Source organism: Gilliamella sp. LMG 34361 (assembly GCF_984569075.1).
The window spans coordinates 3078987-3102258 of the sequence record NZ_OZ474903.1 but is presented as its reverse complement, the minus strand read 5'-3'; the positions used below and the strand labels follow the sequence as shown (position 1 = coordinate 3102258).

At 36.9% G+C, this 23272-nt stretch carries 16 protein-coding genes, 3 tRNA genes and 3 rRNA genes; 17 read left to right on the top strand and 5 right to left on the bottom strand.

Annotated features, from left to right (window positions below; translation table 11 throughout):
• Positions 1 to 275: 275 nt before the first annotated feature.
• The 4 genes from rho (at position 276) to nrdG (ending at position 6110) form a co-directional block, all read left to right on the top strand.
• Positions 276 to 1538, top strand: coding sequence for a transcription termination factor Rho (gene rho, locus AC5LXI_RS14400; RefSeq protein WP_493442954.1), 1263 nt, complete (start codon positions 276 to 278; stop codon positions 1536 to 1538).
• A 163-nt stretch (positions 1539 to 1701) separates the two neighbouring features.
• The gene (gnd, locus tag AC5LXI_RS14395) at positions 1702 to 3117 is read left to right on the top strand and encodes an NADP-dependent phosphogluconate dehydrogenase (protein WP_493442953.1); all 1416 of its coding nucleotides are present in this window, start codon (positions 1702 to 1704) and stop codon (positions 3115 to 3117) included.
• Positions 3118 to 3492: 375 nt separating this feature from the next.
• Positions 3493 to 5628, top strand: a complete 2136-nt coding sequence (nrdD, locus tag AC5LXI_RS14390; protein WP_493442952.1) for an anaerobic ribonucleoside-triphosphate reductase — start codon at positions 3493 to 3495, stop codon at positions 5626 to 5628.
• Positions 5629 to 5645: 17 nt separating this feature from the next.
• A complete protein-coding gene (gene nrdG, locus AC5LXI_RS14385; protein ID WP_493442951.1) occupies positions 5646 to 6110 on the top strand; it encodes an anaerobic ribonucleoside-triphosphate reductase-activating protein in 465 nt (154 codons plus the stop codon).
• Positions 6111 to 6112: 2 nt separating this feature from the next.
• Here nrdG and can read toward each other — a convergent pair whose 3' ends face one another.
• Positions 6113 to 6772, bottom strand: a complete 660-nt coding sequence (gene can / locus AC5LXI_RS14380; RefSeq protein WP_493442950.1) for a carbonate dehydratase — start codon at positions 6770 to 6772, stop codon at positions 6113 to 6115.
• Positions 6773 to 6828: 56 nt separating this feature from the next.
• Positions 6829 to 7887: an FAD-binding protein gene (locus AC5LXI_RS14375; protein WP_493442949.1), complete on the bottom strand. Its 1059-nt coding sequence runs from the start codon at positions 7885 to 7887 to the stop codon at positions 6829 to 6831.
• Positions 7888 to 8233: 346 nt separating this feature from the next.
• Between AC5LXI_RS14375 and murA the strand changes: the two genes are divergently transcribed.
• The 13 genes from murA (at position 8234) to AC5LXI_RS14310 (ending at position 19965) form a co-directional block, all read left to right on the top strand.
• Positions 8234 to 9487, top strand: a complete 1254-nt coding sequence (gene murA, locus AC5LXI_RS14370) for a UDP-N-acetylglucosamine 1-carboxyvinyltransferase (protein ID WP_493442948.1) — start codon at positions 8234 to 8236, stop codon at positions 9485 to 9487.
• A 52-nt stretch (positions 9488 to 9539) separates the two neighbouring features.
• Positions 9540 to 10115 carry a DJ-1 family glyoxalase III gene (locus tag AC5LXI_RS14365; protein WP_493442947.1) on the top strand — a complete coding sequence of 192 codons (576 nt, stop codon included), beginning with the start codon at positions 9540 to 9542 and terminating at the stop codon, positions 10113 to 10115.
• A 10-nt stretch (positions 10116 to 10125) separates the two neighbouring features.
• Positions 10126 to 11022: a cation diffusion facilitator family transporter gene (locus AC5LXI_RS14360; protein WP_493442946.1), complete on the top strand. Its 897-nt coding sequence runs from the start codon at positions 10126 to 10128 to the stop codon at positions 11020 to 11022.
• 93 nt (positions 11023 to 11115) lie between these two features.
• Positions 11116 to 12078, top strand: coding sequence for a 6-phosphofructokinase (gene pfkA / locus AC5LXI_RS14355; protein WP_493442945.1), 963 nt, complete (start codon positions 11116 to 11118; stop codon positions 12076 to 12078).
• A 182-nt stretch (positions 12079 to 12260) separates the two neighbouring features.
• The gene (locus AC5LXI_RS14350; protein ID WP_493442944.1) at positions 12261 to 12512 is read left to right on the top strand and encodes a GNAT family N-acetyltransferase; all 252 of its coding nucleotides are present in this window, start codon (positions 12261 to 12263) and stop codon (positions 12510 to 12512) included.
• Positions 12513 to 12653: 141 nt separating this feature from the next.
• Entirely contained in the window at positions 12654 to 13724 is a 1071-nt protein-coding gene (locus tag AC5LXI_RS14345; RefSeq protein WP_493442943.1) for an acyltransferase family protein, read from the top strand.
• 549 nt (positions 13725 to 14273) lie between these two features.
• Positions 14274 to 15811 (top strand): 16S ribosomal RNA (locus tag AC5LXI_RS14340).
• 53 nt (positions 15812 to 15864) lie between these two features.
• Positions 15865 to 15940 (top strand) — tRNA-Glu (locus AC5LXI_RS14335).
• Positions 15941 to 16150: 210 nt separating this feature from the next.
• Positions 16151 to 19049: ribosomal RNA gene (locus AC5LXI_RS14330) — 23S ribosomal RNA — on the top strand.
• A gap of 134 nt (positions 19050 to 19183) precedes the next feature.
• Positions 19184 to 19299, top strand: a 5S ribosomal RNA gene (rrf, locus tag AC5LXI_RS14325).
• The 16S, 23S and 5S rRNA genes sit together here with 3 tRNA genes alongside, the layout of an rRNA operon.
• A 33-nt stretch (positions 19300 to 19332) precedes the next feature.
• Positions 19333 to 19409 (top strand) — tRNA-Asp (locus AC5LXI_RS14320).
• 8 nt (positions 19410 to 19417) lie between these two features.
• Positions 19418 to 19493 (top strand) — tRNA-Trp (locus AC5LXI_RS14315).
• Positions 19494 to 19626: 133 nt separating this feature from the next.
• Positions 19627 to 19965 carry a MaoP family protein gene (locus AC5LXI_RS14310; RefSeq protein WP_493442942.1) on the top strand — a complete coding sequence of 113 codons (339 nt, stop codon included), beginning with the start codon at positions 19627 to 19629 and terminating at the stop codon, positions 19963 to 19965.
• A 4-nt stretch (positions 19966 to 19969) separates the two neighbouring features.
• Here AC5LXI_RS14310 and AC5LXI_RS14305 read toward each other — a convergent pair whose 3' ends face one another.
• The 3 genes from AC5LXI_RS14305 to znuC all read right to left on the bottom strand — a co-directional run bounded on the left by AC5LXI_RS14305 (position 19970) and on the right by znuC (position 23180).
• Positions 19970 to 21496 carry a YifB family Mg chelatase-like AAA ATPase gene (locus AC5LXI_RS14305; protein ID WP_493442941.1) on the bottom strand — a complete coding sequence of 509 codons (1527 nt, stop codon included), beginning with the start codon at positions 21494 to 21496 and terminating at the stop codon, positions 19970 to 19972.
• A 110-nt stretch (positions 21497 to 21606) separates the two neighbouring features.
• On the bottom strand, positions 21607 to 22410 hold the full coding sequence (gene znuB / locus AC5LXI_RS14300; RefSeq protein WP_493442940.1) for a zinc ABC transporter permease subunit ZnuB: 804 nt from the start codon (positions 22408 to 22410) through the stop codon (positions 21607 to 21609).
• Positions 22407 to 23180 (bottom strand): zinc ABC transporter ATP-binding protein ZnuC, encoded by a 774-nt coding sequence (gene znuC, locus AC5LXI_RS14295; protein WP_493442939.1) that lies wholly within the window; start codon positions 23178 to 23180, stop codon positions 22407 to 22409. The genes znuB and znuC overlap by 4 nt, the downstream gene beginning before the upstream one ends.
• Between the last annotated feature and the right edge of the window lie 92 nt (positions 23181 to 23272).

Genomic DNA, 23272 nt, shown 5'->3' with positions numbered 1-23272 from the left:
TTATTCCAATAAAATATAACTAAAAATATAGACATCCCCATAAATTTAGTGTAAATTGCTAAACTCTTACATAAACACCTTTCAGCAATCCATTGTTTTTCTTGATAAAGTGGTGAAAATTCAATATCCAAATATATAATTATCATCGAAAGCAAAGTAATAAATCAATTTTACACGTTGCTAGAAAGAGAATTTTTTATAAGTAAATGAAAGAAATATACAAAAATAGCAGTAATTGCAAACATATCAATTTTATCCTCAAGAATTTATAAACTATGAATTTAACTGAATTAAAAAACACTTCTGTTTCCGAGCTAATAGCGCTTGGTGAGAAAAAAATGGGGCTTGAAAATCTTGCCCGCCTTAGAAAACAAGATATTATTTTTGCAATATTAAAACAGCACGCTAAAAGTGGTGAAGATATTTTTGGCGATGGTGTACTTGAAATTTTGCAAGATGGCTTTGGTTTTTTGCGCTCTGCTGATAGTTCTTATTTAGCTGGGCCTGACGATATATATGTTTCACCAAGCCAAATTAGACGATTCAATTTAAGAACTGGCGATACCATAGCCGGCAAAATTAGACCACCAAAAGAAGGTGAGCGATATTTTGCGTTACTAAAAGTAAATGAAGTTAATCACGATAAACCTGAAGACGCTCGCAATAAAATCCTTTTCGAAAACCTAACTCCTCTACATCCTAATTCTCGCTTACGTATGGAGCGTGGTAATGGTTCTACAGAAGATATTACAGCAAGAGTGCTTGATTTAGCTTCACCGATTGGTAAAGGTCAACGTGGTTTAATTGTAGCTCCACCAAAAGCAGGTAAAACAATGTTATTACAAAACATTGCACAAAGCTTAGCGGTAAATCACCCAGAATGTGAATTAGTTGTATTGATGATTGATGAACGACCAGAAGAAGTTACTGAAATGCAACGTTTAGTCAAGGGTGAAGTTGTAGCTTCTACGTTCGATGAGCCTGCAGCAAGGCATGTTCAAGTTGCTGAAATGGTAATTGAACGTGCAAAACGTTTAGTTGAACATAAAAAAGATGTTATTATTTTATTAGATTCAATTACTCGTTTAGCTCGTGCATATAACACTGTTATCCCATCATCAGGTAAAGTATTAACTGGTGGTGTTGATGCTAATGCCTTACATCGTCCTAAACGCTTTTTTGGCGCAGCACGTAATGTGGAAGAGGGCGGTAGTTTAACAATTATTGCGACTGCTTTAATTGATACTGGCTCTAAAATGGACGAAGTTATTTACGAAGAGTTTAAGGGTACCGGTAATATGGAAGTACATTTATCGCGTAAAATTGCAGAACGCCGCGTATTCCCAGCTATTGACTTTAATCGTTCTGGTACGCGTAAAGAAGATTTAATGACTTCACCTGATGAATTACAAAAAATGTGGATTTTACGTAAAATTCTCAACCCAATGGGTGAAATTGATGCAATGGAATTTTTAATTGACAAACTCGCCATGACTAAAACTAATGACGAGTTTTTTGAAATGATGAAGCGTTCATGATTCACTTAGTTCCAAAGCAATTTAATTAAAATAATGAAAAAAACCGTATTATGTATTGATACGGTTTTTTTATGGCAATATATACCTTAATTGTTAATAAGCATTACTGTAGTAGTACTAAAAACTTCTTAAGGCTATAGATATTAAATAAAGGAGCCAAATTATGTCTAAACAGCAAATCGGTGTCATTGGAATGGCCGTTATGGGGCGAAACCTAGCACTTAATATTGAAAGTTGTGGATTTTCGGTATCAATTTATAATCGCTCTAAAGATAAAACAGAACAAGTGATGGTTGAACATTCTGATAAACGATTGGTTCCTTATTATAGTATTGAAAATTTTGTAAATTCATTAGAAAAACCGCGTCGTATATTAATTATGGTGCAAGCAGGTAAAGGAACAGATGCCGTAATTGATGAGCTAAGACCTTTATTAGACAAAGGTGATATCATTATTGATGGTGGTAATGCTTATTTTGAGGATACTATTCGTCGAAATAAAATACTGTCTGATGAAGGATTTAACTTCATAGGAGCAGGTATTTCAGGTGGTGAAGAAGGTGCATTGAAAGGACCTTCAATTATGCCTGGTGGCCAAAAAGAGGCGTACGAGTTAGTTGCACCAATTTTAGAAAAAATAGCCGCTAAAGCGAATGGTGAACCTTGTGTGACTTATATTGGTCCAAATGGAGCAGGACATTACGTAAAAATGGCCCACAATGGTATTGAATATGGAGACATGCAATTAATTGCAGAAAGTTATAGTGTTTTAAAATATGTAATAGGATTAACAAATGATGAACTTGCCGATGTTTTTGCTGATTGGGATAAAGGTGAATTAGATAGTTATTTAACTGAGATAACAGCCGACATCTTTAAATATAAAGATGAAAATGGTGATTATTTGGTTGATATGATTCTTGATGTTGCGGGTAATAAAGGAACTGGAAAATGGACAAGCCAAAGTGCATTAGATTTAGGTGAACCATTATCTTTAATTACTGAATCGGTATTTGCTCGTTATATTTCAGCAATTAAAGATCAGCGAGTAACTGCATCGAAAGTTCTTAAAGGACCGGAAAAAGTAGTTTTTACAGGTGATAAACAAGCACTAATTGAAAAAGTACGTAAAGCCCTTTATATGGGCAAAATTATCTCTTATGCCCAAGGATTTTCGCAATTAAAGGCTGCATCAGAACATTATCATTGGCAATTAAATTATGGTGAAATTGCAAAGATCTTTAGAGCGGGATGTATTATTAGAGCGCAATTTTTGCAGAAAATTACGGACGCTTATACTGAAAATAATGATATTGATAATTTACTATTGGCGTCATATTTTTGTAAAACTGTTGAAGCTTATCAACAATCATTGCGCGAAGTTATTTGTTTAGCGGTTTCACAAGGCATACCTGTTCCTACTTTATCGGCAGCAATAGCATATTATGATAGCTATCGTTCAGCGGTGTTACCGGCTAATTTAATTCAGGCTCAGCGTGACTATTTTGGTGCTCATACTTATAGACGTATTGATAAAGACGGTGTGTTCCATACTGATTGGTTAAATATTGAATCTTAATTTTATTAATCTTTGTTTTTTTGTTCCAGATAAGAGTGTAAAATAAGTTGCACTCTTACAAAATTTATACACCTTTTATATCCAATTTATCCAAACTTCTCTTAAATTATTTATCGAAAGAGTTGTGGTGATTAATGTTGGCCATGTCAAGCAAATTTATTTTTTAAATAAACTGGAAAAACACAATATATGGTGTATAATTCTCTCATATTTACTACATATAGTGTTTTTCAAAGTGATGTGAAAATCCGAGTTTATATCAAAAGATCCATATTTTAATAAAAAATCAATAGTTTTGAAAAATCATAACAACTATTTAGGTTGATATAAAACTCATGCCAAGCGCTAACTATTAATGAATATTGAGGAGTATATATGCCCGTAGTAATCAAACGTGATGGCTGTCAAACTGCATTTAATGAGACTCGTATTAAAGATGCTATTATAAGAGCAGCTGTTGCGGCTAATGTTAATGACCCAGACTACTGTGCAGCTGTTGCTCGTGTTGTTACCAATCAAATGATGGATCGCGAAAGTGTTGATATTAATGAGATTCAAAATGTCGTTGAAAATCAACTTATGTCAGGGCCTTATAAAAAATTAGCAAGAACTTATATTGAATATCGACATGATCGTGATCGCGCGCGTGAAGAACGTAGCCGTTTGAACCAAGATATTCGTGGTTTAATAGAACAAAGCAACGTTGCGATTTTGAATGAAAATGCAAATAAAGATAGTAAAGTCATTCCAACTCAACGCGATTTATTAGCAGGTATTGTTGCTAGACATTATGCGAAACAATATTTATTACCAAAGGATATTTCGCGCGCGCATGATAGTGGTGAAATACATTATCATGACCTTGATTATGCACCATTTTTCCCAATGTTTAACTGTATGTTAATTGATTTAGATGGCATGTTAACTAATGGCTTTAAAATGGGTAATGCTGAAATTGAACCGCCAAAATCTATCGCAACTGCAACAGCAGTAACTGCTCAAATTATTGCACAAGTAGCTAGTCACATTTATGGCGGTACAACTATAAATCGAATTGATGAAATTCTAGCAAAATTTGTGACGATTAGTTATCAAAAACATAAAAAAGTTGCAGAAGAATGGAATATTCCAAATCCTGAAGCTTATGCAGAAAGTCGTACACAAAAAGAGTGTTATGATGCATTCCAATCTTTAGAGTATGAAGTTAATACACTCCATACCGCTAATGGACAAACTCCATTTGTCACTTTTGGTTTTGGTTTAGGAACAAGTTGGGAATCACGACTAATTCAAGAGTCAATTTTAAAAGTGCGCATAAAAGGTTTAGGTAAAAATCACAAAACAGCAGTATTTCCTAAACTGGTTTTTGCTATTAAAGATGGTATTAACCATAAGCAAGGCGATGCTAATTATGACATTAAGCAATTAGCGTTAGAGTGTGCAAGTAAACGTATGTATCCAGATATTTTAAATTACGATAAAGTCGTTGAAGTAACTGGATCATTTAAAACACCAATGGGATGCCGTAGCTTTTTAGGTGTTTATGAAGAAGACGGTCAACAAATTCATGATGGCCGAAATAATTTAGGTGTAATTAGTCTTAACTTACCTCGTATCGCCATTGAAGCTAAAGGTGATGAAGCTCGTTTCTGGGAAATTTTAGACAAACGTTTAACGCTCTGTAAAAAGGCATTAATGACTCGTATTGCTCGTCTTGATGGCGTAAAAGCCCGTGTTGCTCCGATTTTATATATGGAAGGTGCTTGTGGTGTTCGCTTAAAAGAAGATGACAGTGTTTCTGAAATCTTTAAAAATGGCCGTGCATCAATCTCTTTAGGTTATATTGGTCTACATGAAACATTAAATGCACTTTATGGTAATCAAACTCACCCATTTGATAGCGAAACTTTACGTAAAAAAGGTTTAGCAATCGTTGAACATTTAGCTAATGCTATTGAACAATGGAAAAAAGAGACTGGCTATGGATTTAGCTTATATAGTACGCCAAGTGAAAATTTATGTGACCGATTCTGTCGTTTAGATACCGCTGAATTTGGTATTATTCCTGGAGTAACAGATAAAGGCTACTATACTAATAGTTTCCACCTTGATGTTGAGAAAAAGGTTAATCCATATGAAAAAATCGAATTTGAAAAACCTTATCCAGCGGTAGCGAGTGGCGGGTTCATCTGTTATGGCGAATATCCTAATATGATTAATAATGTAAAAGCGCTAGAAGATGTGTGGGACTACAGCTATACACGTGTACCTTATTATGGTACCAATACGCCAATTGACGAATGTTATGAATGTGGTTATACCGGTGAGTTTTCATGTACTAGCAAGGGTTTTGTTTGCCCTAGCTGTGGTAATCATGATTCATCTAAAGTTTCTGTTACGCGCCGTGTGTGTGGATATTTAGGCAGTCCTGATGCTCGTCCATTTAATGCAGGAAAGCAAGAAGAAGTAAAGCGTCGAGTTAAGCATTTGGATAATGGTCAAATAGGTTAATAAATGATTCTGTCATTATGAATTATCATCGTTATTATCCTGTTGATGTTGTTAATGGCGAAGGGACTCGTTGTGCGCTTTTTGTAGCAGGTTGTGTACATCAATGTCCTGGCTGTTATAACAAAAGCACATGGGGAATAAATTCTGGTAAGCCATTTACACAATCACTGGAAGATCAAATTATTAAAGATTTACAAGACACTGAAATAAAGCGCCAAGGGTTATCACTTTCTGGTGGTGATCCCTTGCATCCACAAAATGTCCCTGCCATTTTAAAACTAGTAAAACGAGTAAAAAATGAATGTGATAATAAAGATATTTGGCTATGGACTGGTTATAAGCTAGATGAATTAACAGATGATCAACAAGCTGTAGTTACTTATATAGATGTTTTGATTGATGGAAAATTTGTGCAAGAACTTGCTGACCCTAAATTATTGTGGCGAGGTAGTAGCAATCAAATTATCCATCGATTCAAATAAGATTATTGGAATTTATGCAAATTTAATAGATAAGAAATGGCTTCTCGATAGTTGATTTCAAGATTTTCACTACTTGATGATGTAATATGTAAGTCTGTGATCTTGCCATTATCGATCCCATAGACCCAACCATGTAAATTGACTTTTTGACCACGTTGCCATGCCGATTGAATAATGGTGGAATGCCCTAAGTTATAAATCTGCTCGATTACATTAAGTTCACATAAAATGTCCATTCTAATATTAGCAGGAAATTTACCAAGTAAAGAACTATTACGAAACCATAAATCACGAATATGAAGTAGCCAATTATTAACTAGGCCTAAATCAGGATTTTCAACCGCAGCACGGATGCCCCCACAATCTAAATGGCCACAAACAATAATATCTTCGATTTTAAGTACATCAACCGCATATTGAACAACTGAAAGACAATTTAGATCTGTATGAATCACTTGGTTACCAACGTTGCGATGAACGAACATTTCACCCGGTTTTAGCTTGATAAGTTTTTCTGCTGGTACTCGGCTATCCGAACAACCAATCCATAAAAATTTGGGGTTTTGTGCAACAGCGAGCTGTTTAAAGAATTCAGGATCTTCTTTCGCTATTTTTTCTGACCATTCGTGATTAAAGCGAATTAGATCGCTAACATCAAACATAATGTCTATTCCTTTTTATATTTCATTGTTTTGATATTTTATTAGTTTTGTACTAGTTAAATTGTTTTTATATGTTGGATTTTACTTTTCATAACTAACTTGCGCCATAATGGTGTAGTGATTATTTTAGCCTTAATTATTTTGCTATAGAGTTTTAAACGTAAAGGGATTGTTTTTTGGTAATAATGTTTATTCGGTTTTGCTACACCACTGTTTAATATTTTGCTTAAAATTTCGGCGCTATCAAGAGCGTAACTGATACCTTCTAATGAGCTAGCGCTAATAAAACCAGCTGCTTCGCCGATTAAAAAGATATTTTCATTGCCAGTATAGAAATCTCGGAATCGATTTGGATAAACCACAAGACATTTTTCAGTTTTTAACGGTTTTCCAAAAATAAAACCTTGCTTATTTAATTTTTCTTTAAGTAACTCAAAATGTTGATTTGCTGTTTTTTTCGGGAAAGCGCCACCGAAAATGAAATATCCATCTTTAGAAATGCTCCACGCATAGCAATTTGTTGATTGATTATCAAAAATACAAGAATAGAAAGGGCGTTGATGGTTTTCAGTAAACCATTGTTGAATCGCAACATATTGCCTGATGGAATGGTGAGGATAGCGCATACGTCTAACAACTGAATTAGCACCATCGGCACCAACTACATATTTAGTCGTAATTTTATGTTCAACTTTATTTTCATCAATATAAGTGATTTGATATCCATCGATGATTCTTCTGATTTCTTTGCATAGTGTGTTATGTAAAACGTTAACATTGTTTGGAATCAGTGACTTTAACCATAGGTCAAACTTATGTCGGTCAAAGCTGACATAACTGCGTTGATAATTACGAATCAGTTTAGTTTGAAGATCAATCGTTTTAACGCTAAAAATCTGTGGGTTAGTCAATATATCAGCCGGTAAATTTAACTTTTGTCGCACAAATGATTTTTGGGCGTCATTAGCTAATAAACCACCACAAGGTTTATGAAAACCTTCATTACCCTTTTGTTGTTTTTTATCTAATGCAATAATTTTAAACGTTGGGTTAAGTAAACGTGCGAGCGTACTACCGGCAGGCCCAAGTCCAATGATTGCAATATCGTAATCCATATTATATTGTTTGGTTTATAAGATTAAATATTATCTATTTTACCATACTTCGATAAAAATGTAGTGAATAGCAAAATAAGCAAATTGATCAAAGTTAATAAAAAAGTTGAGGAACGGGGTTTTTGAAACTTATTTTATGCTTTCAATTAGTTAATTTATGAATAAAAATAATAGTTTGCATTTAATATTTATTCAATGACCATTTATTTATACAGAAGAAATAATTGAAATTATTTTGATCTAGATTAGTGATAATAAATTAGCCACTTTATTTTGATAAAATTCATTTATCTATTAGTAAATAACTTCTATAATACCGACCATTTAAAATGAATATGAGTTAACAATGGAAAAGTTTCACGTTACAGGGCCGACCTCTTTAAACGGGGAAGTTGTTATTTCTGGCGCTAAAAATGCAGCGCTACCTATTTTATTTGCTGCGATTTTGGCTGAAAAACCAGTCGAATTACAAAATGTTCCTAAATTAAAAGATATTGATACTACATTGGAACTGCTTGCGCAATTAGGCGTGAAATACCAACGTAATGGTTCAATTCATCTTGATGCAGGACAGATTAATAACTATTGTGCACCTTATGAACTTGTTAAAACTATGCGAGCTTCAATTTGGGCTTTAGGTCCACTCGTTGCGCGATTTGGTCAAGGGCAAGTTTCATTACCAGGTGGATGTGCGATAGGTGCAAGACCGGTAGATTTACATATTACTGGTTTACGACAGTTAGGTGCGACAATTACTTTAGATGAAGGTTATGTTAAAGCGTCAGTTGATGGCCGTTTAAAAGGCGCTTATATTGTCATGGACAAGGTTAGTGTTGGTGCGACAGTCACTATTATTTGTGCAGCAACTTTAGCTGAAGGTAAAACGATAATTGAAAATGCAGCTTGTGAGCCTGAAATTGTTGATACAGCAAAATTTTTAAATATGATGGGTGCTAAAATTACCGGTGCTGGTACGATGCGTATTGAAATTGAAGGGGTCTCTAGTCTTGGTGGTGGCGTACATGAAGTGGTTTCTGATCGCATTGAAACAGGAACATTTTTGGTTGCTGCTGCTATTGCGCGCGGTAAAATAACTTGCCGTAAAACTGATCCAAATTTACTTGATGCCGTATTATCAAAATTGAAGGAAGCTGGTGCTAATATTGAAACGGGAGAGGATTGGATTTGTTTAGATATGCAAGGTAAACGAGCAAAGGCGGTTAATATTCATACTGCTCCTCATCCAGGTTTTCCAACTGATATGCAAGCTCAGTTTTCTTTATTAAACATGGTGGCAGAAGGAACCGGAATTATCAAAGAAACAATTTTTGAAAATCGTTTTATGCATGTGCCAGAACTCATTCGTATGGGGGCTCATGGTGAAATTGAAGGTAATACATTGATAACTCATGGAGTTGAAAAACTTAGTGGTACTCAAGTAATGGCAACAGATTTACGAGCTTCTGCAAGTTTAGTTTTAGCCGGGTGTATAGCCGAAGGTTCAACAATTGTTGATCGTATTTACCATATCGATCGTGGTTATGATAATATTGAAGATAAATTGAGAAAATTAGGTGCAAATATTGAACGTGTAAAATAGTGCCGTATTTAAGGTTTTGTAATAACAGTTGTTGGATAGAAAGGAGTGTATTATGACAAAGCAAGCATTAGTTTTTTTATCAAATGGCTGTGAGGAAACCGAAGCAGTTACAACTATTGATCTGTTAACACGTGCAGGAATTAAAGTTACCTACGCTAGTATCACTGAAGATAAAAAAGTTGAATGTTCTCGTGGCGTCACTATTCTAGCCCAAAAAGCACTTTCAGAGGTTTATAATCTTAATTTTGATGCGATTATTCTACCGGGTGGATTAACTGGCGCTGAAAATTTTCGAGACTCTCAACAATTAATTGAAAAATTAAAACAAGCACATCAGGCCGGAACTTTCATTGCTGCTATTTGTGCATCACCAGCAATGGTTTTTCAGTACCATAATTTATTCCCTAATGCTTATATGACTGGTTATCCATCGACTAAAGATGTAATTAAAAATTGGAAATCGGATAGAGTTTATTTTGATGTTCAAAATAAACTGATTACCAGTCAAGGTCCGGCAACTTCTATTGATTTTGCCTTAAAAATAATTGAAGTTTTATTGGATAAAAAAACTGCAGGCGAAGTAGCTGCACAATTGGTGCTTCCACAAGGGATAGAATCCTACCAATAATAGGTAACAAATGTCAAAATTACATTTGTATGAGAAATTAATTAAAAGGGCAACATTAAGCGCAGTTTTAATTTCTGTTTTCCTAATTATTATAAAATTATTTACGTGCTGGTTTACTGGCTCAATGAGTCTATTCGCTTCGCTTTTGGATTCAAGTATTGATTTGCTTGCATCAGGGCTGAACTTTTTTTTAGTCCGTTATGCATTGAAACCAGCTGATGATGATCATACATTTGGTCACGGAAAAGCTGAATCATTAGCAGCATTAGCGCAAAGTACTTTTATTATTGGTTCGGCGACCATTTTGTTACTATCAAGTATCAAATCTATTATTCATCCCACTTCAATAGAGTCACCTTTATTAGGTATTACCGTATCGGTAATTTCGGTTATTGTGACAGCTTCATTGGTCTTATACCAAAAGCACGTTATAAAAGAAACAAGTAGCAAAGCAATCAAAGCTGATATGCTACATTACTATTCCGATATGTTTATGAATATTGCGGTTATTCTGGCTCTATTTTTAAGTTGGTACGGTATTACTTATGCTGATGCCTGCTTTGCATTCTTTATTGCGTTATATATTTTTTATAATGCTTGCAAAATAGCTTATTATGCAATTCAAGACTTATTAGATAAAGCGCTACCAGAAAATGATAATCAAAAAATTAATGAAATTGTTGCTTCTTATGCAAACGTGCGTGGTTTTCATGATTTGAAAACTAGGCAAGCAGGGCCGGTAAAATTTATACAATTACATCTTGAATTGGATGATGACATGCCATTAATAAAAGCCCATGCAATTGCTGATGCAATTGAAAAACATATCTCTCGAGAATTTGCCCCAGCAACAGTGATTATCCATCAAGATCCTGTTTCTGTTGTTCCTCTAGAAATCAATCAGTAGAAAAACTATTCAAAATAGCTCCTAACTTTATATTGTTAGTTAATTATTATGATCTTATAATAGCCAAAGGTTTGTAAATTGGAGTTATTTTTTATGATAAAAAAAATAGGTATTTTGACAAGTGGTGGTGATGCACCAGGGATGAATGCAGCTATCCGTGGAGTTGTGAGAACTGCGTTGACTGAAGGCTTAGAAGTTTTTGGTATCTATGATGGTTATTTGGGACTTTGTGAAGATCATATTGTTAAGTTAGATCGCTCTAGTGTTTCAGATATTATCACAAGAGGTGGTACATTTTTAGGATCAGCAAGGTTTCCTGAATTTAAAGATCAAGAAGTTAGAAAAAAAGGTATTGCTAATTTAAAGAAACATCAAATTGATGCTTTAGTCGTTATTGGTGGTGATGGTTCATATATGGGAGCTATGCGATTAACTGAAGAAGGTTTTCCATGTATCGGTTTACCTGGCACCATTGATAATGATATTCGTGGAACTGACTATACCATTGGCTACTTTACTGCATTAAGCACTGTAGTTGAATCTATAGATAGATTAAGAGACACTTGTTCTTCACATCACCGAATTTCTGTGATTGAGGTTATGGGTCGTGATTGTGGTGATTTGACGTTGAGCGCATCAGTAGCTGGTGGCTGTGAATTTATGATTATCCCTGAAGTTTCTTATACTAAAGAAGACTTAATTGAAGAGATAAAATTAGGTTTTGCTAAAGGGAAAAAACATGCGATTGTCACTGTTACTGAACATATGTGTGATGTAAACCAATTAGCGAAAGATATTGAAGCGGCGGTTCATCATGAAACTCGAGCAACAGTTTTGGGCCATGTACAGCGCGGTGGTTCACCAGTGCCTTATGATCGAATTTTAGGTTCGCGAATGGGTGCTTATGCTGTTGAGTTACTTATAAATGGTCATGCTGGACGTTGTGTTGGTATTCAAAATGGTAAATTGGTTCATCATGATATTATTGACGCTATCAATAATATGAAAAGACCTTTTGATATGGATCTTTATAATACCGCGAAACGCTTATTCTAAAAATTGCTCCATTGATGATTAAACAAGATGTGGATAATTGATAATATTAGGGTTTGAAAGTAGTTTATCGATTATTCACTTTATTAGTCTTATAACTATTTTTAAAATCAAATAAATATCAATAATTTATTTCTATCATATTTAACTAATTTCGTTAAAAATCATACTAATTGAGTAATATTATGACGTTACTATATAAGCAAGATAATGAGCGTTTCTATGTATGTAATGACAATAATCAAGAAATAGCAGAAATGACATTTACTCGAATTGGGCAAGATAAAGCAACCATCAATCATACCTATACCGATCCTAATTATCGAGGACAAGGAATTGCCGATAAATTACTTGAGCTAGTTGTAAAGACACTAAAGCAAGAAAAACGTGAAATTATACCTTTATGTTCTTTTGCTGCGAGTAAACTAGTTAATTGAATTTATATTTGATAAATCTTTGTAATTATTTGAGAAAAATGTCAAGTGATATTTTGTATAATTTCTAAAATAATACTAGTTTTTATCTAAGAATTTTGTGCTAATGTATAGCAAATTATTTATTATGTTTTGATAATTGAAATGACAACAGTCAAATCTCAAAAAATTCATTCTATTCATGTATTGCGTGGCGTAGCCATCATTATGATTGTTTTTAGCCATTGCTTAGGTGTATTTAAAAATAGTCATTTAATTGCTAATAGTTATTTATTTTCTTTTTTAAATTTATTTGCTTTTAATTTCACTACATTTTTTGTATTAATTGCGGGTTTTTTATTTCAGCATTTAACTTATAAATATAATGTAAAAGCGTATTATTTATCTAAATTTAAAACGGTAGTGTGCCCCTATATCTCTGTATCGATATTTTGTTTTATCTATTTTCATTACCAATATTTATCCAGCTTACCTATTTTTTCGTTAACTGAACCTAGTTCAAGTTCTTCGATTGTTAAGATGATGTTGACCGGAACCCAGCTTTTACCGTTATGGTTTATGCCGATGATTATCATTATTTTCGCAATTAGCCCTTTATTATATAAATGGTCAAAAAAAAGTTTGATTATTGTAGGATTAGTTTCAATGTTCTGGGTCGTAATGTTTACTAAGCCTGATTATACCCAACCACTATTAAATTTATTGCATTATGGACCAGTTTATTTAACCGGTATGATGATAAAGCAAAATTATGAAAAAATCATGATACTAGTTAAAGAAAATTTGGCTTTAGTAATATTTTTCTTTGGTTTATGTCTTTTTATTCCATTTGCTTATCGTTATATTGATTATTTTGGTGTTGAAAAACTTTATTACGATACATTACAAAAGATTATTTTATTTATTCTAGCGCTTTATTTTTTAGATGGTTTGAACCACAGAAATGATGAAAGCAAAACATATAAATTTTTTTCATTCATGGCAAATGTTAGTTTTCCAATTTACTTTATTCATGAAATTATCGTGATATTTTTAGAAGCGCAATTAGTTAACTTGCCTTTTGGATACATTATTAAAACAGATAATGGTCAATTAGCGTCACTTGGTGCTATTAGCTTTTTAATATGTACTTTGGCAATAAGTATTCTTATAGCATATACCATTAAATTAGTATTCAAAGATAAAGCAAAATATTTAATTGGAGGTAATCGTTAATATTTTGAAGAGTCATAGCTAAATGATTTAAGCAAAGAGTTTAAGTTCTTTATGATTGAAAATATTAATAAATGTTTCTAAACCGCAACTTTTTGTTTTTTTAGCATATTTATAATAATATATATTACTTTATCACAAATATGCTAATATTGCGGTTGAACAAATAAAAAACAAACGGAATTCTAAGTGTTATTTTTCACTTGCCAAAAAAAATGAAGTGCCTATAATGCGCATCCACTGACACGGCGTCAGCGACGAGCAGACAAAAATAGTGTTAGTGAGCAAGATCAAAAATTTTAAAAAAAGATCTTGACGAATAAAAAGGTGTAGCGTAGTATACGCAGCCCTTGAGACAGCAAACTGAAACAAGCAATTGTGAAGTAAATTAAAACGCTGTCAGCTCTTTAAAAAGAAGAAACAGACAATCTGTGTGGGCACTTGCGAGACGAAAAATTAAAAGTCTACGGACTGAAAAAAATTAAGTCTTGATAAGTGACACTGAAGATTCATTTGAATTATGTCAGAGACAGTTATTGAGCATCAAACTTTAAATTGAAGAGTTTGATCATGGCTCAGATTGAACGCTGGCGGCAGGCTTAACACATGCAAGTCGAACGGTAACATGAGTGCTTGCACTTGATGACGAGTGGCGGACGGGTGAGTAAGGTATGGGGATCTGCCGAATGGAGGGGGACAACAGTTGGAAACGACTGCTAATACCGCATAATGTTGAGAAACCAAAGCATGGGACCTTCGGGCCATGCGCCATTTGATGAACCCATATGGGATTAGCTAGTTGGTAGGGTAAAGGCTTACCAAGGCGACGATCTCTAGCTGGTCTGAGAGGATGACCAGCCACACTGGAACTGAGACACGGTCCAGACTCCTACGGGAGGCAGCAGTGGGGAATATTGCACAATGGGGGAAACCCTGATGCAGCCATGCCGCGTGTATGAAGAAGGCCTTCGGGTTGTAAAGTACTTTCGGTAATGAGGAAGGTGATGTATCTAATAGGTACATTAATTGACGTTAATTACAGAAGAAGCACCGGCTAACTCCGTGCCAGCAGCCGCGGTAATACGGAGGGTGCGAGCGTTAATCGGAATGACTGGGCGTAAAGGGCATGTAGGCGGATAATTAAGTTAGGTGTGAAAGCCCTGGGCTCAACCTAGGAATTGCACTTAAAACTGGTTAACTAGAGTATTGTAGAGGAAGGTAGAATTCCACGTGTAGCGGTGAAATGCGTAGAGATGTGGAGGAATACCGGTGGCGAAGGCGGCCTTCTGGACAGATACTGACGCTGAGATGCGAAAGCGTGGGGAGCAAACAGGATTAGATACCCTGGTAGTCCACGCTGTAAACGATGTCGATTTGGAGTTTGTTGCCCTGAGTGATGGGCTCCGAAGCTAACGCGATAAATCGACCGCCTGGGGAGTACGGCCGCAAGGTTAAAACTCAAATGAATTGACGGGGGCCCGCACAAGCGGTGGAGCATGTGGTTTAATTCGATGCAACGCGAAGAACCTTACCTGGTCTTGACATCCACAGAATCTTTCAGAGATGAGAGAGTGCCTTCGGGAACTGTGAGACAGGTGCTGCATGGCTGTCGTCAGCTCGTGTTGTGAAATGTTGGGTTAAGTCCCGCAACGAGCGCAACCCTTATCCTTTGTTGCCAGCGGTTTGGCCGGGAACTCAAAGGAGACTGCCGTTGATAAAGCGGAGGAAGGTGGGGACGACGTCAAGTCATCATGGCCCTTACGACCAGGGCTACACACGTGCTACAATGGCGTATACAAAGGGAGGCGACCTCGCGAGAGCAAGCGGACCTCACAAAGTACGTCTAAGTCCGGATTGGAGTCTGCAACTCGACTCCATGAAGTCGGAATCGCTAGTAATCGTGAATCAGAATGTCACGGTGAATACGTTCCCGGGCCTTGTACACACCGCCCGTCACACCATGGGAGTGGGTTGCACCAGAAGTAGATAGCTTAACCTTCGGGAGGGCGTTTACCACGGTGTGATTCATGACTGGGGTGAAGTCGTAACAAGGTAACCGTAGGGGAACCTGCGGTTGGATCACCTCCTTACGAAGAGCTCGTAAGTGTTCACACAGATTGTTTGTTTATCGAAAAATAGTTAAGTCCCCTTCGTCTAGAGGCCTAGGACATCGCCCTTTCACGGCGGTAACAGGGGTTCGAATCCCCTAGGGGACGCCATAAAATGTGATGAAGCTATTTTTCAAAAAAATTATGTTTGTATTTATTTGATATTCGAATGAATAGAAAGATAAAGCTCTTTAACAATTAGGAACAAGCTGAAAGAAACGAGTTCTCGTTTTTATGGCAAATTGATGTATGAAAATATATTAGTTTGAGATAAGAAAGAGAAAAAAGCGTAATGAAAACCAAGACAACTGTGAGTTGTAAGGTTAAGAAATTAAGCGTACACGGTGGATGCCTAGGCAATCAGAGGCGATGAAGGACGTGTTAATCTGCGAAAAGCGACGGTAAGCCGATAAAAGGCGCTATAACCGTTGATGTCCGAATGGGGAAACCCAGTGTAGGCGACTACACTATCATCTGATGAATACATAGTCAGACGAGGCGAACCGGGAGAACTGAAACATCTAAGTACCCCGAGGAAAAGAAATCAACCGAGATTCCCTAAGTAGCGGCGAGCGAAAGGGGAGTAGCCCAAGCGGGTAGCATAATGTATTAGTGGAAGCGTCTGGAAAGTCGCACGATAGAGGGTGAAAGTCCCGTACACGAAGATGCGTTATGTGGAAGCTTATAGAGTAGGGCGGGACACGTGATATCCTGTCTGAAGATGGGGGGACCATCCTCCAAGGCTAAATACTCCTGATTGACCGATAGTGAACCAGTACCGTGAGGGAAAGGCGAAAAGAACCCCAGGAGGGGAGTGAAATAGACCCTGAAACCGTGTACGTACAATCAGTGGGAGCTGTTGCCGTTGGGTAATAGTGACTGCGTACCTTTTGTATAATGGGTCAGCGACTTATATTCTGTAGCAAGGTTAACCGAATAGGGGAGCCGAAGGGAAACCGAGTATTAACTGTGCGTAAAGTTGCAGGGTATAGACCCGAAACCCGGTGATCTAGCCATGGGCAGGTTGAAGGTTGGTTAACACTAACTGGAGGACCGAACCGACTAATGTTGAAAAATTAGCGGATGACCTGTGGCTGGGGGTGAAAGGCCAATCAAACCGGGAGATAGCTGGTTCTCCCCGAAAGCTATTTAGGTAGCGCCTCATGAGTAACTGTTGGGGGTAGAGCACTGTTTCGGCTAGGGGGCCATCCCGGCTTACCAACCCGATGCAAACTCCGAATACTGACAAGTTTAATCATGGGAGACACACGGCGGGTGCTAACGTTCGTCGTGAAGAGGGAAACAACCCAGACCGCCAGCTAAGGTCCCAAAGTCATAGTTAAGTGGGAAACGAAGTGGGAAGGCTTAGACAGCTAGGATGTTGGCTTAGAAGCAGCCATCATTTAAAGAAAGCGTAATAGCTCACTAGTCGAGTCGGCCTGCGCGGAAGATGTAACGGGGCTAAAACTATGCACCGAAGCTGCGGCAGCGTATGTAAATACGTTGGGTAGGGGAGCGTTCTGTAAGCCGTAGAAGGTGTATTGTGAGGTATGCTGGAGGTATCAGAAGTGCGAATGCTGACATAAGTAACGATAAAGCGGGTGAAAAGCCCGCTCGCCGGAAGACCAAGGGTTCCTGTCCAACGTTAATCGGGGCAGGGTGAGTCGACCCCTAAGGAGAGGCCGAAGGGCGTATCTGATGGGAAACGGGTTAATATTCCCGTACTGGCTATAACTGCGATGGGGGGACGAAGAAGGCTAGGTTTACCACCTATTGGATGGTGGGTTAAGCGTGTAGGGGTGTGATTAGGCAAATCCGGTCACTGAAACCCTGAGGCGTGATGACGAGGCACTAAGGTGCTGAAGTAATTGATGCCCTGCTTCCAGGAAAATCCTCTAAGCTTCAGGTTATAGTTAATCGTACCCGAAACCGACACAGGTGGTCAGGTAGAGAATACTAAGGCGCTTGAGAGAACTCGGGTGAAGGAACTAGGCAAAATGGTGCCGTAACTTCGGGAGAAGGCACGCTGATGGTAATTGAAGTCCCATGCGGATGGAGGTGAAATCAGTCGAAGATACCAGCTGGCTGCAACTGTTTAATAAAAACACAGCACTGTGCAAACACGAAAGTGGACGTATACGGTGTGACGCCTGCCCGGTGCTGGAAGGTTAATTGATGGGGTTATGCGCAAGCAGAAGCTCTTGATCGAAGCCCCAGTAAACGGCGGCCGTAACTATAACGGTCCTAAGGTAGCGAAATTCCTTGTCGGGTAAGTTCCGACCTGCACGAATGGCGTAATGATGGTCAGGCTGTCTCCACCCGAGACTCAGTGAAATTGAACTTGCCGTGAAGATGCGGTGTACCCGTGGCAAGACGGAAAGACCCCGTGAACCTTTACTATAGCTTGACAGTGAACATTGAGCCTTAATGTGTAGGATAGGTGGGAGACTAAGAAGCATGCACGCCAGTGTGTGTGGAGTCGCCCTTGAAATACCACCCTTTAATGTTTGATGTTCTAACCTATACTTCTGAATCGAGGTAAGGGACACTGTCTGGTGGGTAGTTTGACTGGGGCGGTCTCCTCCCAAAGAGTAACGGAGGAGCACGAAGGTTAGCTAATCCTGGTCGGACATCAGGAGGTTAGTGCAATGGCAAAAGCTAGCTTGACTGCGAGAGTGACGGCTCGAGCAGGTACGAAAGTAGGTCATAGTGATCCGGTGGTTCTGAATGGAAGGGCCATCGCTCAACGGATAAAAGGTACTCCGGGGATAACAGGCTGATACCGCCCAAGAGTTCATATCGACGGCGGTGTTTGGCACCTCGATGTCGGCTCATCACATCCTGGGGCTGAAGTAGGTCCCAAGGGTACGGCTGTTCGCCGTTTAAAGTGGTACGCGAGCTGGGTTTAGAACGTCGTGAGACAGTTCGGTCCCTATCTGCCATGGGCGTAGGAAAATTGAGAGGGTTTGCTTCTAGTACGAGAGGACCGAAGTGAACGCACCGCTGGTGTACGGGTTGTGATGCCAATTGCATTGCCCGGTAGCTACGTGCGGAATAGATAAGTGCTGAAAGCATCTAAGTACGAAACTAGCCTCGAGATGAGTTTTCCCTGATGAGAATCAGTAAGGTCCGTTTGAGACTAAGACGTAGATAGGTCAGGTGTGTAAGTGTAGTGATACATTGAGCTAACTGATACTAATGAACCGAGAGTCTTAACCTTACAACTCGGAGTTGTTTTGGGTACGCGAAGATAAAGATAGATTAATAGATAATCGAACAGTTTGTTCCGGATTGAGCGATTGTTGTGGATATGAGATAATGCACATCAATTGAGAGAAGAGAAGACAGAATATGTCTGGCGGTAATAGCGCGGTGGTCCCACCTGACCCCATGCCGAACTCAGAAGTGAAACGCCGTAGTGCCGATGGTAGTGTGGGTATTACCCATGTGAGAGTAGGGTGCCGCCAGACTTTTAAATTTTATATATACATACCAAATACGGTGGAGCGGTAGTTCAGTTGGTTAGAATACCTGCCTGTCACGCAGGGGGTCGCGGGTTCGAGCCCCGTCCGTTCCGCCACCTTTTCTAGGGGCGTAGTTCAATTGGTAGAGCACCGGTCTCCAAAACCGGGTGTTGGGAGTTCGAGACTCTCCGCCCCTGCCATAAAAGTTAACAGTTGTTCTAATTTTAGTCATTTATTCAATTTTATCTATATAAATAAAAAAATTTTGTTTACAGATTAACTTTGTCAATTATAATTCCCGCCCAACAACTTTTATAATCTAGAGGATATAACATGGCTGAAAGTTTTGTAAGTCAACAACGTTTTTTTGATAATAAGAATTATCCAAGAGGATTTTCTCGTCATGGTGATTTTACTATCAAAGAAGCACAGATCTTAGAAAAATATGGTTGTGCTTTTAGAGATCTCGATACAGAAACTAAAAAGCCAGCTACACCAGAAGAGAAATCTTTTGTTGCGGTTTGTAAAGGTAAAAAGGAACCATCTACTGATTATGAAAAAACATGGTTAAAGTACCTTTCTAAAATTAACAAACCTAAACGTTTTCATACGTTATCAGGTGGAAAACCTCAAGTAGACGTAAGTGATGACTTTGTCGATAATGATGATTAATCTTTTAGCCAATATTTTTGTGCATTTGAATTAATAATCGATCCATAGAACGATAACTAAGCGCTTCTGAAATGTGTTTTCGTTCTATGTTCTTTGAACAATCTAAATCCGCTATAGTACGAGATACTTTTAATATTCTATGCCAAGCTCGTGCAGAAAGCCCTAATTTAATCAAAGCCTGTTCCAAATAGTCATTATCTTCATCAGTTAATAAGCAATGAATTTGAATTTCTTTTGGTAATAATTGACTATTTAACTTTTTGTTCCTTTTTATTTGAATCTTTCTTGCATCAATAACTCTCCTTTTCACTTTATTCGTTGATTCTGTCATTGTAATTTTCTGACTTAGTGTACCTTTAGGTAATAATGGTACTTCAATCGAGATATCAAAACGATCTAAAAAAGGACCAGAAAGTCGATTTAAGTAACGTATTATTTGTTGTGGTGTTGTTCTATTGTGAGTTCCTTGGTAATGTCCAGTAGGACTAGGGTTCATTGCTGCAATAAGTTGAAATTTAGCTGGAAATTTTACTTTTGCATTGGCTCTTGATATAACAATTTCTCCTGACTCAATGGGTTCTCTTAGGGCATCTAATACTTTACGATTAAATTCTGGTAACTCATCTAAAAATAAAACACCATTATGAGCTAATGAAATTTCCCCTGGTTTAGGAATTGAGCCTCCGCCAACTAAAGCGGCTATTGATGCACTATGATGTGGTGCTCTAAATGGTCTTATTCGCCAATTTTGAATTGAACCATTTGTACTAACTAGACTTGTGATTGCTGCACTTTCAAGTGCTTCATCATCTGATAATGGTGGTAATAATGAAGTTAATCTAGTAGCCAGCATTGTTTTACCTGTTCCAGGTGGTCCTATTAACAGTAAATTATGTCCACCAGCTGCAGCGATTTCTAAGGCTCTTTTAGCATGTTCTTGACCAATTATATCTTGTAGGTTAACTAGTAGCTGATCATCATCATCTTTGTATTCTCTGTATTGAACAGAAGGTAGGTTGATTTCATTGTATAAATATTGACATAATTCTAGTAAATTATGAGTAATTAACGTATTGTTATGGTGGATCAATGATATTTCAGATTGATTTTCTATAGAAATAATTAAAGTACGATTATTTTTTTTAGATGATATTGCTGCTGGAATAGCTCCTTTTACAGCTTTAATTTCACCAGATAAAGCTAATTCACCTAAAAACTCATATTTAGCAAGATTATCGTTAGGTATCTGTTCTGTTGCCGCAAGAATGGCAATAGCTATTGGTAAATCGAATCGGCTCCCCTCTTTTGGAAGATCTGCCGGAGATAAATTAACCGTTATTTTTTTAGTAGGAAACGTAAAACCACTATTAATAATAGCACTTCTAACTCGATCTTTGGATTCTTTTACGGTTGCTTCAGGAAGACCAACAAGAACAAAACCAGGTAATCCATTACTAATATGCACTTCTACATTAATTTGAGGTGCTTGTATTCCTATTGAGGCTCTGGTGTAAATAATAGCGAGGGACATAATTTTATCTTCATTAGTTCGAGTTTTTTTAGAATTTTATTGCTAACATTAAGAATATGCAGAAACAAATAACTAAAAATGCGTGTCCACTCGCAAAAAATCTTCAAATCTTACTGATAGTTAATTTTTAAAAATAATTTAGAAATAAATAATGATATGAAAAATAAGCATGTATTACTCAATACGACAGAAGGACCTGTTGGAGTATCATAAATTAATGAAAACAAAATCCCGCCAAAAATTGATAGCATTCCAATTAATATTGCAATTATAGCCATTGATTCTGGATTTTTAGCATAGTATTTTGCTGTAGCAGCAGGGATGATTAACAGCGCTGTTATAATTAAAGCCCCAACAAATTTCATAGCAATACCTATTGTTAATGCTAAAAGTATTGTTAGCATGAATTTTGCTAGTGGTACATTGATACCATCACTAAATGCTAATTCCTCACTAACAGTGATAAATAAAAAATGATTCCAGCGCCATATCAGAAAGGAACCAATTATCACTACGCAAATTACTATCTGATAAACATCAAACATGGTTATAGATAAAAGATCACCAAATAGATAGCCCATCAAATCAATACGTATGCTATGCATTAAACTTATCACAACTAAACCAAGTGAAAGAGCGCTATGAGCTAAAATACCCAATAATGTATCAATAGGAAGTTGTTTTTGAGATTCTAACCATAACAGCCCGATGGCTAATATCAATGTTACTAAGATAATGGCATAAAATAAATTGATATTTAAAAGGAAACCAAAAGCGATTCCTAATAAAGCAGCATGGGATAGAGTATCTCCAAAATAGGACATTCTTCGCCAAACAACAAAGGTACCCAATGGACCTGTTAAACATGATAAGCATAAACCTGCAAGCAAAGAGGGTAGAAGTAACTCAATCATTTTTGTGTTCCTCTTAAATTAGGTAAAATAACTTTTTGATGTTGATTATGGTGGTGTTGGCAAAAATCATGATTATGATGGTGCTTATATAAAGCAATTTGTGATGCACCATGTTGTCCAAATAAAGAAATAAATTCAGGATCATTTGAAACGCTAGCTGGTGTTCCAGAACAACATATATGATGGTTTAAGCAAATTACTTCATTAGTTTTTGCCATAACTAAATGTAGATCATGTGAAACCATTACGACACCACAATTAAATTCGGTTCTAGCATCCATAATTAAATCATACAATAGTACCTGCCCATTTATATCAACACCTTGTGTAGGTTCGTCTAAGATTAATAATTTTGGACGTTTTGCTAATGCTTGAGCTAAAAGTACTCGTTGTAATTCACCTCCTGATAATTGATGCATAGATCGATCAATAAGATACTCTGCTTTAACTAACGATAAAGTTTTGATGATATCAGTATAATGTAATTGTTTATTTAAATGTATAAACCGTTCGACGGTTATTGGTAAAGTTGGATTTAAATTTATTGATTGAGGTACATAGCCGATAGTCAAATCAGAATTACGTTTAATGGTGCCAGTTGTAGGTGAAATTAATCCTAAGATAACTTTAATAAGTGTTGATTTTCCTGCACCGTTTGGACCTAGTATCGTAATAATTTGGTTTAAGTTAATCGTAAATGATACATCATATAATATTTTTTGCTGATTTATTTCAACCGAAATATTATTTAGCGCCATTAATTGTGTCATGATATCAATAGTCCTTGCTGACCAATATGTTATGTTATATTATAACAATAATGTGATTTTATTCTATCATATTTTATAATATTGGATGATTA

Coding starts and splice junctions, on each gene's coding strand:
- AC5LXI_RS14345 (WP_493442943.1), top strand. CDS start 12,654: ATGACAACAGTCAAATCTCAAAAAATTCATTCTATTCATGTATTGCGT.
- AC5LXI_RS14360 (WP_493442946.1), top strand. CDS start 10,126: ATGTCAAAATTACATTTGTATGAGAAATTAATTAAAAGGGCAACATTA.
- AC5LXI_RS14350 (WP_493442944.1), top strand. CDS start 12,261: ATGACGTTACTATATAAGCAAGATAATGAGCGTTTCTATGTATGTAAT.
- murA (WP_493442948.1), top strand. CDS start 8,234: ATGGAAAAGTTTCACGTTACAGGGCCGACCTCTTTAAACGGGGAAGTT.
- gnd (WP_493442953.1), top strand. CDS start 1,702: ATGTCTAAACAGCAAATCGGTGTCATTGGAATGGCCGTTATGGGGCGA.
- AC5LXI_RS14375 (WP_493442949.1), bottom strand. CDS start 7,887: ATGGATTACGATATTGCAATCATTGGACTTGGGCCTGCCGGTAGTACG.
- znuC (WP_493442939.1), bottom strand. CDS start 23,180: ATGACACAATTAATGGCGCTAAATAATATTTCGGTTGAAATAAATCAG.
- nrdG (WP_493442951.1), top strand. CDS start 5,646: ATGAATTATCATCGTTATTATCCTGTTGATGTTGTTAATGGCGAAGGG.
- AC5LXI_RS14305 (WP_493442941.1), bottom strand. CDS start 21,496: ATGTCCCTCGCTATTATTTACACCAGAGCCTCAATAGGAATACAAGCA.
- rho (WP_493442954.1), top strand. CDS start 276: ATGAATTTAACTGAATTAAAAAACACTTCTGTTTCCGAGCTAATAGCG.
- AC5LXI_RS14365 (WP_493442947.1), top strand. CDS start 9,540: ATGACAAAGCAAGCATTAGTTTTTTTATCAAATGGCTGTGAGGAAACC.
- nrdD (WP_493442952.1), top strand. CDS start 3,493: ATGCCCGTAGTAATCAAACGTGATGGCTGTCAAACTGCATTTAATGAG.
- pfkA (WP_493442945.1), top strand. CDS start 11,116: ATGATAAAAAAAATAGGTATTTTGACAAGTGGTGGTGATGCACCAGGG.
- AC5LXI_RS14310 (WP_493442942.1), top strand. CDS start 19,627: ATGGCTGAAAGTTTTGTAAGTCAACAACGTTTTTTTGATAATAAGAAT.
- can (WP_493442950.1), bottom strand. CDS start 6,772: ATGTTTGATGTTAGCGATCTAATTCGCTTTAATCACGAATGGTCAGAA.
- znuB (WP_493442940.1), bottom strand. CDS start 22,410: ATGATTGAGTTACTTCTACCCTCTTTGCTTGCAGGTTTATGCTTATCA.